The organism is Streptomyces fuscigenes (assembly GCF_021556455.1).
Classification (GTDB): Bacteria; Actinomycetota; Actinomycetes; order Streptomycetales; family Streptomycetaceae; genus Streptomyces; species Streptomyces fuscigenes.
Genome location: NZ_JAKGCV010000111.1, coordinates 1 through 14173, shown reverse-complemented (window position 1 = coordinate 14173; position 14173 = coordinate 1). Strand labels below are relative to the sequence as shown.

12 protein-coding genes are annotated in these 14173 nt (G+C 74.6%); 4 read left to right on the top strand and 8 right to left on the bottom strand.

Annotated features, from left to right (window positions below; all coding sequences use genetic code 11):
• Both dnaE and L1885_RS12195 read left to right on the top strand, forming a co-directional pair.
• Positions 1-2961 (top strand): DNA polymerase III subunit alpha (dnaE, locus tag L1885_RS12200; RefSeq protein ID WP_235797092.1); only part of this gene is annotated, 2961 nt, incomplete at its 5' end.
• A complete protein-coding gene (locus L1885_RS12195) occupies positions 2958-3917 on the top strand; it encodes a DNA polymerase Y family protein (protein WP_235797091.1) in 960 nt (319 codons plus the stop codon). The genes dnaE and L1885_RS12195, both read left to right, overlap by 4 nt.
• Positions 3918-4192: 275 nt before the next feature.
• On the opposite strand, the gene L1885_RS12190 is transcribed toward L1885_RS12195, so the two are convergent.
• Positions 4193-4786 carry a Uma2 family endonuclease gene (locus L1885_RS12190; RefSeq protein ID WP_235797090.1) on the bottom strand — a complete coding sequence of 198 codons (594 nt, stop codon included), beginning with the start codon at positions 4784-4786 and terminating at the stop codon, positions 4193-4195.
• 335 nt (positions 4787-5121) lie between these two features.
• Here L1885_RS12190 and L1885_RS12185 point away from each other — a divergent pair, with 335 nt between their 5' ends.
• The gene (locus tag L1885_RS12185) at positions 5122-6228 is read left to right on the top strand and encodes a methyltransferase domain-containing protein (RefSeq protein ID WP_235797089.1); all 1107 of its coding nucleotides are present in this window, start codon (positions 5122-5124) and stop codon (positions 6226-6228) included.
• A gap of 58 nt (positions 6229-6286) precedes the next feature.
• On the opposite strand, the gene L1885_RS12180 is transcribed toward L1885_RS12185, so the two are convergent.
• The 7 genes from L1885_RS12180 to L1885_RS12150 all read right to left on the bottom strand — a co-directional run bounded on the left by L1885_RS12180 (position 6287) and on the right by L1885_RS12150 (position 13782).
• The gene (locus tag L1885_RS12180; protein WP_235797088.1) at positions 6287-7246 is read right to left on the bottom strand and encodes a DUF389 domain-containing protein; all 960 of its coding nucleotides are present in this window, start codon (positions 7244-7246) and stop codon (positions 6287-6289) included.
• A 121-nt stretch (positions 7247-7367) separates the two neighbouring features.
• The gene (locus L1885_RS12175) at positions 7368-8279 is read right to left on the bottom strand and encodes an NAD-dependent protein deacetylase (protein ID WP_235797087.1); all 912 of its coding nucleotides are present in this window, start codon (positions 8277-8279) and stop codon (positions 7368-7370) included.
• A 190-nt stretch (positions 8280-8469) separates the two neighbouring features.
• Complete coding sequence (locus tag L1885_RS12170; RefSeq protein ID WP_235797086.1) at positions 8470-9435, bottom strand: hypothetical protein; 966 nt, start codon at positions 9433-9435, stop codon at positions 8470-8472.
• Complete coding sequence (locus L1885_RS12165; RefSeq protein WP_235797085.1) at positions 9432-10334, bottom strand: sigma-70 RNA polymerase sigma factor region 4 domain-containing protein; 903 nt, start codon at positions 10332-10334, stop codon at positions 9432-9434. Before L1885_RS12165 ends, L1885_RS12170 begins: the two co-directional genes overlap by 4 nt.
• Entirely contained in the window at positions 10331-10564 is a 234-nt protein-coding gene (locus tag L1885_RS12160) for a hypothetical protein (RefSeq protein ID WP_235797084.1), read from the bottom strand. The genes L1885_RS12165 and L1885_RS12160 overlap by 4 nt, the downstream gene beginning before the upstream one ends.
• A 411-nt stretch (positions 10565-10975) precedes the next feature.
• The gene (locus L1885_RS12155) at positions 10976-12493 is read right to left on the bottom strand and encodes a PstS family phosphate ABC transporter substrate-binding protein (RefSeq protein ID WP_235797083.1); all 1518 of its coding nucleotides are present in this window, start codon (positions 12491-12493) and stop codon (positions 10976-10978) included.
• A gap of 356 nt (positions 12494-12849) precedes the next feature.
• Positions 12850-13782 (bottom strand): GNAT family N-acetyltransferase, encoded by a 933-nt coding sequence (locus L1885_RS12150; RefSeq protein WP_235797082.1) that lies wholly within the window; start codon positions 13780-13782, stop codon positions 12850-12852.
• Between the two features lie 80 nt (positions 13783-13862).
• Between L1885_RS12150 and L1885_RS12145 the strand changes: the two genes are divergently transcribed.
• The coding region (locus L1885_RS12145; protein ID WP_235797081.1) for a GntR family transcriptional regulator at positions 13863-14173 on the top strand (311 nt) is incomplete at its 3' end.

Sequence of the window (14173 nt, the reverse complement as noted above, 5' to 3'; positions counted from 1 at the left end):
GGCCTCGCCGTCGAGCAGGGCGTGCCCGCCGTCCTCGGCAACGCGGTGCGCTACGCGGACCCCGGCCTCGGCCCGGTCGCCGACGTGCTCGACGCGGCGCGCCGCCTCGTGCCCGTCGACCCGCGCAGGGGCCTCGACACGGGGGAGCGGTGGCTGAAGGGCGCGGAGGCGATGGCCCACACGGCGGACCTGGTCGCCGAGGCGGCCGGGCTCGGGCGGGAGGCCGCGCGCCGGCTGCTCGACCTGACCGAGCGGACCGCGGACGCCTGCCGGGTCGACCCCTCGGACGACATCGGCATCATCGACATGGCGAAGGGGTTCGGCGCGCACAACGTGCACTTCCCCGAACCCCGCCTGGTCGGCGCGGACCGCCGCACCGCGGCCCGGGTGCTGCGCTCGCGCGCGGCCGCCGGGATGGTGGCGCGCGGCTACGACCTGCGGCCCGACCACCGCACGTACTGGCAGCGCCTGGACTCCGAGCTGCGCACGATCGACTCCTTCGGCTTCGCCTCGTACTTCCTCACCGTCGCCGGAGTGAGCGACGACATCAAGAAGATGGGCATCCGGGTCGCCGCGCGCGGCTCGGGCGCCGGGTCCCTCGTCAACCACCTGCTGGGGATCGCGCCCGCGGACCCCGTCGAGCACGGACTGCTGATGGAGCGGTTCCTCTCCAGCCGGCGCCCCGGGCTGCCCGACATCGACATCGACGTGGAGTCCGCCCGCCGCCTGGAGGTCTACCGCGCGATCCTCGACCGCTTCGGCCCCGAGCGGGTCGCGGCCGTCGCGATGCCGGAGACGTACCGGGTCCGGCACGCCGTACGGGACGTCGGCGCCGCGCTGTCCATGGCCCCGGCCGAGATCGACCGGATCGCCAAGGCGTTCCCGCACGTCCGGGCCCGGGACGCCCGGGCCGCGCTCGCGGAACTGCCGGAACTGGCGGAACTGGCGGAACGGACGGAGCGGTCGGAGGAGAAACGTTACGGCAGGTTCTGGGACCTGGTGGAGGCGCTGGACGCGCTGCCGCGCGGCGTCGCCATGCACCCGTGCGGCGTGCTGCTCTCCGACGCCTCGCTGCTGCGCCGCACCCCGGTCGTGCCGACCAGCGGCGAGAACTTCCCGATGTCCCAGTTCGACAAGGAGGACGTCGAGGACCTCGGCCTGCTCAAGCTCGACGTGCTGGGCGTGCGGATGCAGTCCGCCATGGCCCACGCCGTCGCCGAGATCCACCGCGCCACCGGCGAGGAGGTGGACCTCGACGACCCCGCGCAGGTGCCCGAGGGCGACCCCGAGACGTACCGGCTGATCCGCTCGGCCGAGACGCTCGGCTGCTTCCAGATCGAGTCGCCCGGCCAGCGCGATCTGGTCGGCAGGCTCCAGCCGGCGACCTTCCACGACCTGGTCGTGGACATCTCGCTGTTCCGTCCGGGCCCCGTCGCCGCCGACATGGTGCGGCCCTTCATCGAGGCGCGGCACGGCAGGGCGCCCGTCCGCTATCCGCACGAGGACCTGGAGGGGGCGCTGAAGGAGACCTACGGGGTGGTCGTCTTCCACGAGCAGGTCATCAGGATGCTGGACGTCATGACCGGCTGCGGCCGCGAGGAGGCGGACCGGGTGCGGCGCGGCCTGTCCGACCCCGGCTCGCAGGAGCAGATCCGCGCCTGGTTCGAACAGGCCGCCACGGCGAAGGGGCACCGCCCCGCGACCGTCGCGCGCACCTGGGAGATCGTCGAGGCGTTCGGCTCGTACGGCTTCTGCAAGGCGCACGCCGTCGCGTTCGCGGTGCCGACCTACCAGTCGGCGTGGCTGAAGGCCCATCACCCCGCCGCGTTCTACGCGGGGCTGCTCACGCACGACCCGGGGATGTACCCGAAGCGGCTGCTGCTCGCCGACGCGCGGCGGCGGGGGGTGCCGGTGCTGCCGCTCGATGTGAACCGGTCCGGAGTCACTCATCGAATCGAACTGGTGTCTGAGGATGGGCCCGTGGCGGGGCGTTGGGGGCTGCGGCTCGCGCTGGGCGACGTCCACGGCATCAGCGAGGCGGAGAGCGCGCGCATCGAGGCGGGCCGGCCCTACAGCTCGCTGCTCGACTTCTGGCAGCGGGCCCGGCCCGGCAGGCCGGTGGCCGAGCGGCTCGCGCAGGTCGGCGCGCTCGACTCGTTCGGCGCGAACCGCCGCGACCTGCTGCTGCACCTCTCCGAGCTCGGCGCGGCCCAGCGCGGCAAGGGCACGCGAAGGGGTGGGAGCGGAGCCCAGCTGCCGCTGGACGAGGGGCGCGCCACCGCGGCGATCGGGCTCCCCGACCTCGACGACACCGAGCGGCTGAGCGCCGAACTCGGCGTGCTGTCCATGGACGCGTCCAGGAACCTGATGGACGACCACCACGAGTTCCTCGCCGAACTCGGCGTGTACGGGGCGAAACGGCTGCGGGACGTGCCGCACGGCGCGACGGTCCTCGTCGCGGGCGCCAAGGTGGCCACCCAGACCCCGCCGATCCGCTCCGGCCGGCGAGTCATCTTCACCACGCTGGACGACGGCAGCGGCCTGGTCGACCTGGCCTTCTTCGACGACTCCCACGACGCGTGCGCCTACACCGTCTTCCACTCCTGGCTGCTGCTGGTGCGCGGGGTCGTGCAGCGGCGCGGGCCGCGCAGCCTGAGCGTGGTGGGCGCACGGGCCTGGAACCTCGCCGAACTGGTGGAACTGCGCGCCCGGGAAGGGCTCGAGGCGGTCGCCGCCGCGCTGGCCGCGCCCGCCCGGGGCGCCGGGGCGCCGGACGGCGGCGGGGGCAGGACCGGCGACCCGGCAGGCGACGCGGCGGGAGGCGACGAGGGCACCTCCGGGCGGCGCATCCACCTGCCCACCGGTTACGAGATGAATCCCTGGGCCGACCTCCGTCCGGCGGGCGAAGGGCAGGCCACGGGGCGGAAGTTGTGGCATTCGAGCCCGGGGAGTGCGGGATGATCATCTGTGTGCGGCTGCGCGACGGGGCGGCCCTGCCCGACCTGCTCGACGTGGCGCGGGGCATCAGCCCGGTCGTCCAGGCACTGCCGCCGGACGGCGCGCTCGTCGATGTCGCGGGCGCCGAACGGTACTTCGCCCAGGACGCCGCCGGGCTCGCCTCGGTGCTGCGGGTGCGCGCCCTCGCGTACGCGGGCGCCGACTGCGCCCTCGGCGTGGCCCCGTCCCCGCTGCTCGCGCGCATGGCCGCGCGCCAGGCCGAGTACGGCACGACGGTGACGGTGGGCGACGACCCGCGCGAACCCACCGTGTTCCTCGCCCCGAAACCGGTCTCCGCCCTCCCCGGCGTCGGCACCGCGACGGCGCGCACCCTGCGCGCGTACGGGCTCGGCACGGTGGGCAGGGCGGCGGGTGTCCCGCTGTCCACCCTCCAGCGGCTCCTCGGCGCACGGACCGGCCGCGAGGTGTACGAGAAGGCGCACGGCATCGACCGCACGGCGGTGGTCCCGGACGCGGCGAGCCGCGGCGTCACCGCCCGGCGCTCCTTCGACCACGACGAGCTGGACCGTGGCGCGCACCGCCGCGCCCTGCTGTCCGCGGCCGGCGAACTCGGCGTCGCGCTGCGCACGGACGGCCAGGCGTGCCGGTCGCTGACGCTGGTCGTGCGCTACGCGGACGGCTCGTCCACCGCCCGCACCCGGGCCCTGCCCGAGGCGAGCGCCCACTCGCCGGCGCTGACCGCCGTCGCGTACCGCATGCTCGACGCGCTCGGCCTCCAGCGCGCCAGGGTACGGGCGCTCTCCCTGCGGGCCGAGGCGCTGATCCCCGCGGACGAGGTCACCCACCAGCTCACCTTCGACCCGGCGGACGAACGCTCCCGCCGCCTGGAGGAGACCGCGGACCGCGTCCGCGCCCGCTTCGGCCCGGGGGCGATCGGCCCGGGGGCGCTGGCGGCGTGAGGGCAGCGCCGGGCCGTCGTGCCGGCCGTCGGGCTGCTCGCGGTGCTCGGCTGCAACGCCCCGATCGGCCTCGGCGACGCACCGCGACAGGAAGGACCGCCCACGCACTCCCGCAGGCCCGCGCGGCCCGCCTGTTCGGCTCCCACAGCGCCGGGGGACAGCGGCTCCAAGCCGCCCTCGCCGGAGGGACTTCGGGACGTGACGTCCAGGACGGAGGCCGCCGTGCGAGCGGCCCTCCGCGCCGGATGCGCCGACTTCGAGTCCGTCGCGGCCGCCTACTGATCGCCGGGCATGCGTACCGCCTCCTGCCCGCGGACCAGGGACGCAGGATCGAAGGCGAGAGGGAAGGGCTCCTCGATGCGGGAAACGACGCCGGCGAGCAAGGGCGCCTGGTCGACGTAGGCACCGTTTTCCAGGCGGGCGGGCAGGAGACGGGGCGCGGGGGCGAGCTCGATGCGCCAGTAGTGCTCGATGGCGGCCGCCTCGTACAGCGAGGGCTTGAGCGGCCGGTCGGTGATCCGGGTCGACGGCGAGGCGATCTCGATCACGACCAGGACGTCGTGGGCGGAGAGAGCGACGGTCGCCTCTTCGGCGGCGGCAGCGTCCACGACGGCCAGGTCCGGGATGAGCAGGCCGTCCGGCACGACCACGTTGATGCCCTCGAAGACCTCGACATCGGCACCCGCCTCTTCGGCGGCCGCCTCGAGGAGGTCGTGCAGCCGGTGCGAGGCACGCCGGTGTGCCAGGCCCGGAGCGGGGCTCATCATCAACTGCCCTCCGACCAGCTCGACGCGCTGCGTGGTGTCCTCGGGCAGGGCCAGGACCGCATCCACCGTCCAGGGGCCGGCATGGTTGTAGGCGACGCTCACGAGACCCTTCACCTCCTCTGGCGCTGCCCCCAGTCTGCCCTGAGCCCGAACCGCTGTCTCCGCCACCGTGACGAACATGCCGACGACAGCAGTGCTGTGCGCTCTCGACCAGCGCTGAATGCCTGTTCAACCGCTCAGGGGCGGGCGGAACGGGAGTCCCGTACCCGCACGCCACGCGATGCCGGTGACCCGCGATGCCGGTGACCCGCACGACGCCCGGCCCCGGTCCGCCTGCCCGGCCTGCCCGCCCGCGACCGCGCGCCGTGTGCCCGCCGGGCGGTCCCGGGCCCCCGCCGTCCCGGCCCATTGTCAGTGGCGTACGCCACCATCGGGGCATGACGACGATCGACTGGGACGCCGAGGCCGACACCTTCGACCGGGAGCCCGATCACGGCCTGCTCGTGCCCGAGGTGCGGGCCGCCTGGGCCGCGAAGCTCGCCGCGTGGCTGCCGGGCCGGCCCTCCGACGTGCTCGACCTCGGCTGCGGCACGGGCTCGCTCGCGCTGCTCGCCGCCGGGCGCGGGCACCGCGTGACCGCCGTGGACCTCGCGCCGCGCATGGCCGAGCGGGCCCGGGCCAAGCTCGCGGGGACGGGCGCCCGGGTGCTGGTGGGGGACGCGGGGGAACCGCCGGTGCCCGACGGCTCCTTCGACGTCGTGCTCGTCCGGCACGTGCTGTGGGCGATGCCCGACCCCGAGGCCGTGCTGCGCCGGTGGGTCGCGCTGCTGCGGCCCGGCGGGCGGCTGGTGCTGGTGGAGGGCGTGTGGGGGGACGCGGGCCTGCCCCACGAGCGGATCGTCGCGGCGCTCGAACCGCTGGTGGAGCGGGTGCAGTACATTCCCCTGTCCGGTGAACGCGCGCTGTGGGGCAAGGACGTCGGCGACGACCGGTACGCGGTCCTGGCCGGCGCGTCCGCCGCCGGGCGGCACACCGAGATCGTCGACGTCCACCTGATCCTGCGCCGGGGCGGGGAGGTGCTCCTCGCCCGCCGCAGCGGCACGGGCTACGCGGACGGCCTGCTGCACGCCCCGTCCGGCCACGTGGAGGACGGCGAGGACGTGCGGGCCGCGATGCTGCGCGAGGCATACGAGGAGATCGGTGTGCGCCTCGCGCCTGAGGACCTCCGGGTGGCGCTCGTCATGCAGCACCGCGGGCCCGGGGGCAGGCCCCGCACCGGGTGGTTCTTCGAGGCGGAGTACGGAGCGGGCGCGCGGGGGCACACGGAGCCGTACAACAGGGAGCCCGGCAAGTGCTCCGGCCTGTCCTGGCACGCCCTCGACGCGTTGCCGGACGGCCTCGTGGCGTACTGCGCGGCCGGACTCGACGCGTACCGGGCGGGGGAGCGCTTCGTCCTGCACTGGCACGAGGACGGTGACGGCATCGCCCGCGGCGCCGGGGACCCCGACCGGGCCGTGGCGCTCGCGGTCTCGGAGGGGCCGTGAGGGGCGAGGCCCTCCGCGCGCTGCCCGCTCTCCGGCAGGTCCCGCCCGCGTGGAGGGCTCAGCGCCTGCTGCCCCGCGCGATCCTGATGGTGGCGCTGCTCGGGACGAAGAGCCGCCAGAGGGCCCGCTGGGCGAACAGGGTGAGGACGCCGGCGACCAGCATGCCTCCGAGGTTGACGCCGAGTTGGATGAAGGAGGCGGCGACTTCGCCACCGTGGCCGAGGACGGCGGCGACGGCGATGTTGCCCGCGGCCGGAACGGTGGTGACGGAGATGAACACGCCCACCAGGGCGGAGGACTTGCCGGCCGTCAGCGACAGCACGCCCGCGATGCCGGCCAGTACGGCCACGATGAAGGACCACTTGTCCGTGTGGACGATGAAGTCCGTCAGGGGCCGGTGGTCGAGCATGCCGGGGACCACCCAGCCCAGACCGCGCCCCGCCGCCGCGCATGCCGTGGTGATCAGGATGGCGACAGCGAAGCCCACGACGACCGTGCGCGCGGCCGAGCCCACCCGGGCCCAGTCCCGGCGCAGCAGTCCCAGGCTCATGGCGGCCACCGGGCCGAACTCGGGGCCGAGCACCATCGCGCCCACGACCAGGATCGGCTGGTCCAGCAGCGCGCCGATCGCCGCGATCTGCGTCGCGAGCGTGAGGAAGGCCAGGAAGGCCCACGTGAGGCGCGCGTCGGCCGCGGTCCGTGCGGCCAGTTCCTCCCAGACCACGGCGTCGTCGCCGTCCCCCGGCGCGGCTTCCTCGGCCCGTTCGGCGGCCGTGGACAGCGAGACGTCGAGTTGCTCGACCGTCACGGCTCCCGTGTCCTTCAGACCGAGGTCGCGCAACTGGCCGAGGATCTCGTTGGCGGCTTCCCTCGCGACGTCGAACTCGACCAGGTCCCCGAGCGGGTCCTGGGCGGCGCCGGGCAGGACGACCACATTGGCGACGGCGGGGGACCGCCGGGCGATGGCCCGCACGTCGGGCGTGGTCGTGGCGGGGCTGATGACTCGGACGTGCAGCACGGCAAGAGTGTCCCGCATCGCCCTCGGGCCGCGGGAGGCGGGCGGCAGGAGGGAGCCGGGCGGCCGCCGCGTGGGGCCCGGGCACCGCACCTGCTCCGCGCCCGCCTTCCGGCCCGCGGACTCAGCCCGCGGGCAGGTCGTCGGGCGGTGTCTCGACGCGCACGCCGAGCTGCTCCGCCACCGCGGAGAGGGTCCGGCCGAGGGGGAGCGCGATCCTGGTGAGGGCGAGCCGGTCGCCGCGGGTGGCGTCCAGGTTGACGATCAGCACGGGCTTGTCGGCCTCGGCGGCCTGCCTTACGAAGCGCAGGCCCGAGAGCACCGTCAGCGACGAGCCGAGGACCAGCAGCGAGGACGCCTCGCGCACCAGCGTCCGGCAGTGCTCGACGCGCTCCGGGGGGACGGACTCCCCGAAGAAGATCACGTCCGGCTTGAGGACGCCCCCGCACCGCGTGCACGGGACCACGTGGAAGTCGCCGACCTGGTCGTCCGTGAGGTCGGCGTCGCCGTCGGGGTTCACGCCCGCCGCGACGGGGTCGAAGCCGGGATTCGCCTCCTCCAGCCGCCGGGCCAGCTCCCGGCGCGGGCTGAGGGCCCGGCAGGAGAGGCAGACGACCCGGTCCAGGCTCCCGTGCAGCTCCACCACGTCACCGCTGCCGGCGGTCTGGTGGAGGCCGTCGACGTTCTGGGTGATCAGGCCCGACAGCAGCCCGCGCCGTCCGAACGCGGCGACGGCCCGGTGGCCGGTGTTGGGGCGCGCCCGGCCGAAGGTGCGCCAGCCGAGGTGGCTGCGGGCCCAGTACCTCCTGCGGGCCTGGTCGCCCGCGGTGAAGTCCTGGTAGGTCATCGGGGTGTGCCGGCTCAGGCTGCCGCCCTCGCCCCGGTAGTCGGGGATCCCCGACTCCGTGGAGATGCCCGCCCCGCTCAGCACGAGGACGCCGCCCGCGCGCAGCAGATCCACGACCGGCGCGGGATCGGCGGTGCCCGGCGGCAGATCGTCGTCGGGCGTCCAGCTCAGGGTGGGGCGCATGCGCATGCCACCAGCGTACGGAATCCGCCGCGCTGCCCCCGCCGGACGCCCCGGACCCGCGCCCGCCGGGCAGGACGGAAGGGCCCCGGCTCGGCACGGGCACCGGCCCGGCCCGGCCCGGGCCCCGGCTCGGCACAGGCCTCGATCCGGTGCCGGGCCCGGCCGCCGCACAGGCCTCGACCGGGCGCGGCTCCCCTCAGGCAGGCGACGAGGAGGACTTGCAGCGGGCGTTCTCCTTCGGATCCGATCTGCGGCGCGCGGTGGGCGACGGCGGCCGGCCCGCGCACCCCGCGGGCCACGGGTTGAGGCGGTAGCACAGCAGCAGGCCCGTCTCCGGGCCCTTCGCCGTCGCGCGGTCGTCGGCGATCGACCGCCAGCCGGCGACCTCCTCCCGGACTTCGGTGACACCCTGGCGGTCACCCGCCGGCACCTGCAGCACGTACTCCCGGTCCGGCGCCGGGGTCTGGGACAGGCGGCGCTCGTCGGTACGTGTGGGTGCCGCGGGCCGCGCCGGCCCCCGCTCGTGGGACCGCGCGGCCAGCATGGCCCGCAGCTCGTGGGCGAAGTCGTCCCCGGGGACGGGGATCTCCACGCCCGGGTGGTCGGCGTAGCCCTGGGCGACGGTGGCGGCGACGAAGTTCATCACCGCCGTGATGCCGCGGGGCGCGTCGCGCTTCGCGGCCAGCGCCGGGTGGCACAGCAGGCGCAGCACGACCGACAGGTCGTTCCCGGCGCGGGCCTGCCGGCGCCAGAAGTCGGCCGCGCGGCGGTCGCCCCGGGCGAGGTGGTGCAACTGGAGGCAGTGGACGGCGGCTTCGTTCTCCGCCGCGGCCGCGTACTGCCACCAGTAGCGCGCCCCGTCCTCGACACCGGCGAGCAGGAGGGCGCAGCCGAGGATCCAGGCCGCGTGGGGGGCGGGCAGCCGGTCGGTGATGAACGACAGGTCGTCCGCGTCGGAGCGGTACAGGGCGGTCTCGCACAGCGCGGTGAGGTGGCGCAGGGCGACGGTGTCGGCGGCCCTCTCCTCGTCCTGCTCCCACAGCGGCGCGTCGCCGTGGTCGAGGAAGGGGTGGCCGCACCCGTCGTCGGGCACGGTGTCCTCGGGGATGTGGGGGCGGCTCAGGAGGAGGGAGCCGGCAAGGAGTTCGTCGACGGAGGTCACTGCTGACTCCTGGTGGTGGCGAGGTGGATGGCTTCCAGCGCCCCCCTGGCGTGGTGGTCCAGTGTGTGGACGAGGGTTTCGGGCAGACCGACGACGCCCGGGATGTCGTCCGGGGCGACGCCGCACAGGTAGCGCAGCACGACGACGTCGAACTGCCGCTCGGGCAGGCGCGCGACGGTGTCGAAGAACGCCGCGTGGGTGCTGATGTGGGCGAAGCGCTCCGCGAGGTCCTCGATGCGGCTCTGCGCGACGGTCGTGAACGCCGCGGCCCGCAGATCGACGTGGCCGTCGCGGAAGCGGGCGCGCTCCATGAGACGGGCACGCAGGAGGCACCAGGCGTAGCGCGGCAGGTGCTCGCTGGCGGCGGCCTCGTGCCAGCGCAGCCAGAGGATGTCGAAGGTCTCGCGGATGATCCAGCGGGCCCGCGCGTCGTGCTGCACGACCGCGTCCACGAAGGCGGTGTAGGGCTCGCGCATGGTCTCGGTGAAGGCCGTGTACGCGACGGGGGGCGTGCCCGGGTGCGGAAGGTGGACCTCCTGTATGCACTCGTGGATCCAGGCGTTCTTCTTGCCGGCCTCGCGGGCCCCGGCGGTCCACAGCCGGCACACGGGCGGCAGCGGAATGTCCATGCGCAGGGCCGCGACGACGCTGTAGGTCATCATCCAGCTCGGGTAGTAGCCCTTGCCCCGCAGGAACTCAGAGATGCGCGCCTTCGAGTAGCCGGAGCGCCTGACGAGCTCCTCCTGCCTGAGGCGGCTCTCGGTGAAGCAGTCGCGGACGTGCTCCAGCAGCGCCCGGTGGGCGGCGCCGACGGAGGCGTCGATCGGGGCCGGCTTGCGGCCGCGGCGGCGACTGGGCGGCTCACCGTCCGACTGCTCCCGTGCGGACGAGGGCTTCACCGAGGGTCCTCCGGGGGCTGCGTACCTCCCGGTGCCGCCGGCGCCGGCTCCTCGGCCGTGCCCCGCCGGGCCTGGGTGCCGTTGAAGGCCGCCACGACCTGCTGGACGAGCAGACCGAGCGACGGCAGCATCGCGGCCGCCGCCTGGAACTGCCCGAGCGCGGTCATCGCCGCACTCCAGGCGAAGATCATCAGCAATATGCAGATGATCAGTGCTTGCTTGTGTGACATCGAACCTTGTCTTTCAACTTGGTTTGTCTGCAAGGCCCTTGAGCGGCGGTGCTCAACGCGCTGCCCGAAGGTGAACGACAGCATGGCCCCATCGGAGCCCGGCACTCAAAGTGATCATGGAGTTACGGAACAATGCGGCCCGGATCCGCCGCCGTCGCGTTCAACACCGGTGCCGGTACGGTCGGATGCGGGCGCGAAGCCGTCGGTGGCGAACGTATTGGGGCGGGAGCGGTGCTTGGCTCCACAAGGGCGCGGCGAGGCCGCAGCATGGGAGCGCGGCGCTTCGCGCGTCGGACCTTCCCGTCTGGAAGGCACACCGGCCCCCTCGTGCTCAGGAACCACCGGAGGAGGGCCGCCCGCTCCCGTCCGGGCACTGCCGGGCGGGAGCGGCACCCGAGCCGGCCCCGGGACTCACGGCCGGCACAGCTCCAGCCCCTCCGGCGTGTAGCAGGGCAGGTGCCCGCCGGCACTCATCGCGTCCTGGCCGCGTCCGCGCAGCATGAAGTCGAGGAATCCCGCGGCCAGGGAGTCCGGGGCCGGGAACCCGTAGGTGTACGCGTATTCGATGTCGGTGAACGGGTAGCCCGCCGGGGCCGCCGCACGCGGTGCGGGCGCCCGCCCGTCGATGGCCACGGTGTGCAGCCCTGCCGACGAACCGGCGGCGAACGCCTCGCCGTAGCCGATCGCGCCGGGCAGCCGGGAGACGGTCCGCAGGACGTCCGGCGTGCTGTCGAGTTCGCAGCGCACGACCCGGTCCGAGGGCGCGTTCTTGTGCCGGCAGTCGCGGGAGGTGAAGGCGGGTTCGCCGCGGCCGCCGAGGACGCGGCCGCGGAAGATGTCGCGCGTCCCGGAGTCGGCGCTGCGGCTGACGAGGAGGACGGGCAGGTCGGGGCCGCCGGGCAGCTGCTTCCAGTTGGTGATGCGGCCGCTGTACAGCCCGCGGATCTGGCCGGTGGTCAGGTTCTTGACGGGAACGTCGTCGTCGACCACGAGGGCGAAGGCGATCACGGCGGCGCGGTGTTCCTTCAGGCCCGGGTAACTCCCCGGCGGCCTCGGCCCGTCGGACATCGCGACCACGGCCGGAGCCGCGCCCCGCGGCGCCGCGGCCCCCGCCTCCGACAGCTGCCGCACGCCCTGCTCGCTGCCCTGGGCGTCCACCGTGATCGAGGAGTCCGGGCATGCGGAGGTGTACGTACGGGCCATGGTCCTCATCACGGGCTCGAAGGCCGTGGAGCCGGTGACCTCCAGGTGTCCGGTAGCGCAGTTCATCGGACGCGGACTGCCGTGCCCCACGACGATGATGGCCGCCAGGGCGCTGACGCAGAGGGTCAGCATGAGCGTGATCAGCCGGGCCGGGCGGCTGAACAGCGGGGGCTTGTCGTCCATCGGCACCGACCGGTTGGGCTTGACCTTGCCGCCCGCTATCCCGCCGGTGATCTCGACGCCGGAGCGGGTCGGGCCGCCCGTGAGCCGTATCAGCAGTTTGTAGTGCTCACCCGGGTTGAGCGGCACGCGGGGCAGGAAGACCTTGTTCGCCTCGTGCCGCACGCCGGTCGTGTCCGGGGACAGCCGGAAGTGCTCGATCAGATCGCCGGGATCCGGCTGGGTGACGGCGGCGCTCTGCACGTACCGCCCGGTGAACTGGACGGTGAGCGCCCGCTGCTCGTCGCGGGCGGTGTAGTCGCCCGGCCCGATGTCGACCGCGCCGTCGTTCTCGATGCGCAGCAGCACCAGCGTGGCATCGGGCGTCCGCTGCAGCGAGTTGAACAGCTCGTTGTCGCTGTCGACCGCTATGTCCATCTGCACGCGGTAGCCGATGCTCTTGCCCCGCACGAGGCGCTCGTACCAGACCATGGCGACGGACACGCCGACCCCGATGAGTGCCGTGGCCAGGGCCACGATGTTGTCCGCGCTCAGGTAATCACCCATGGCCGTCGCCTCGCCCCCCGTGAACCCTCCGACCCGGCCTGACGGTTCGGCCACCCTAGGCGCGCGCGGCGCGCCCGGGCGCGACTTCTCGAACGGGTCATCGGATGTGCATCCGCGGTTCGCTCTCCCCGGGGCGCCCCCCCGGAGGCGGCGGCCGGCGGCGCACGGCCGGCGGAAGCGGCGCGACCGGCGGGGCCGGCGGGGCCGGGGTGGTCGGCGGGACCGCCCGCAGGGCAAAAACGGCGGGATCAGCCGGATCAGCCGGATCAGCCGGATCAGCCGGATCAGCCGGATCGGCGGGACCGGCCGGGGCGGCCGGAGGTCCCCGCCCGGCCGGGCCCGGGTCTCCGGCCGCTTCAGCCGAGGTGCTTGACGTGCCGTACCTCCGTGCCGAGGACGCGGTAGCCGAGACGGCGGTTGACGGCCAGCATCGGGGCGTTCCGCGTGTCGTTGCCGGTGTACGCGTCGGTGCACCCGGCCTCCCGTGCCCGCCGCAGCGAGTCCGTCTTCGCGAGCAGGGCGAACCCCCGGCCGCGGAAGGCCCGCAGCGTGCCCGTCATGCCGGACCGGTAGCGGGTGCCGCCGTCGGTGTGGGCGAGGGAGAAGGAGGCGACCTGCCCCTCGACCTCGACCACGCTCGTCAGGGCGTGGTCCAGGCGCGGGTCGTGCCAGGTGGAGGTGAGCCAGTCGTCGAAGTCGGCCAGCTCCTGGGCCACGTCCCCCGGCTCGTCGGCGGTGACCTCGGCGTCCGCCGCGAACAGTACGCGCGGGGCCAGGGCGTAGTCGGCGAACGTGCGCAGCCGGACGCCCGCCGGAAGCGGGCCCGGCTCGTCCAGCCGGGCGGTCGCCAGGTCGAGGTGCTGGAAGTGCGAGGCCCGGCCCGGGCGGTAGCCGCGCCGGGCCGCGAACGCGAGCGGGCCCGGCTCGTCCAGGGCCCACGAGAAGACGTCGGTGACGCCCGCGGCGGCCAGATGCTCCTCGGCGGCACGCAGCAGCAGGGAGCCCGCGCCCCGGCCCCGGTGCTCGGGACTCACCTGGGGATTGGCCGAACCCTGTCCCGGGACGGGGCTGTCCTGCAGCACGTGTGTCTCACCGGCGCCGACGACCTGCCCGTCCTCCTCGGCGACCAGGATCCGCAAGTGTTCCTCGGGCAGTGCGGTCTGCACGCGGTAGCGCAGGTAGGCGGGGGTGAGTAGCAGGACGTGCGGCAGGGCCGCCAGCCTGGCGCTCAGCACGCCCGCCACGTCCTCGGGGTCGTCGGGGCGGAAATCTCGCACGATCACGGCCATGGAGGCAGACCGTACGCGCGGCGGGCCGGGGGCCGCGTGCCATTTTCCGCGGCGCGCTGCGAGAGGGGACAATCGGTGGCGTGACGTTGCACATCGAGATCGACCCCGAGGGCCGGGACGCGCCCTACGAGCAGCTCCGCTCCCAGATCGCCGGTCAGGTCCGGGACGGGTCGCTGCCCGTCGGCCACCGGCTGCCCACCGTGCGCGGCCTCGCGTCGGAGCTCGGCATCGCGGCGAACACCGCGGCGAAGGCCTACCGCGTACTGGAGGCGGACGGGGTGATCGAGACGCGCGGGCGCAACGGCACGTTCGTCGCGGCCGCCGGGGACGCCGCCGATCGCGAGGCGGCGGAGGCGGCCGCCGCGTTCGCCCGCCGGGCGCGCCGCCTCGG

Coding starts and splice junctions, on each gene's coding strand:
- L1885_RS12195 (WP_235797091.1), top strand. CDS start 2,958: ATGATCATCTGTGTGCGGCTGCGCGACGGGGCGGCCCTGCCCGACCTG.
- L1885_RS12185 (WP_235797089.1), top strand. CDS start 5,122: ATGACGACGATCGACTGGGACGCCGAGGCCGACACCTTCGACCGGGAG.
- L1885_RS12175 (WP_235797087.1), bottom strand. CDS start 8,279: ATGCGCATGCGCCCCACCCTGAGCTGGACGCCCGACGACGATCTGCCG.
- L1885_RS12160 (WP_235797084.1), bottom strand. CDS start 10,564: ATGTCACACAAGCAAGCACTGATCATCTGCATATTGCTGATGATCTTC.
- L1885_RS12155 (WP_235797083.1), bottom strand. CDS start 12,493: ATGGGTGATTACCTGAGCGCGGACAACATCGTGGCCCTGGCCACGGCA.
- L1885_RS12150 (WP_235797082.1), bottom strand. CDS start 13,782: ATGGCCGTGATCGTGCGAGATTTCCGCCCCGACGACCCCGAGGACGTG.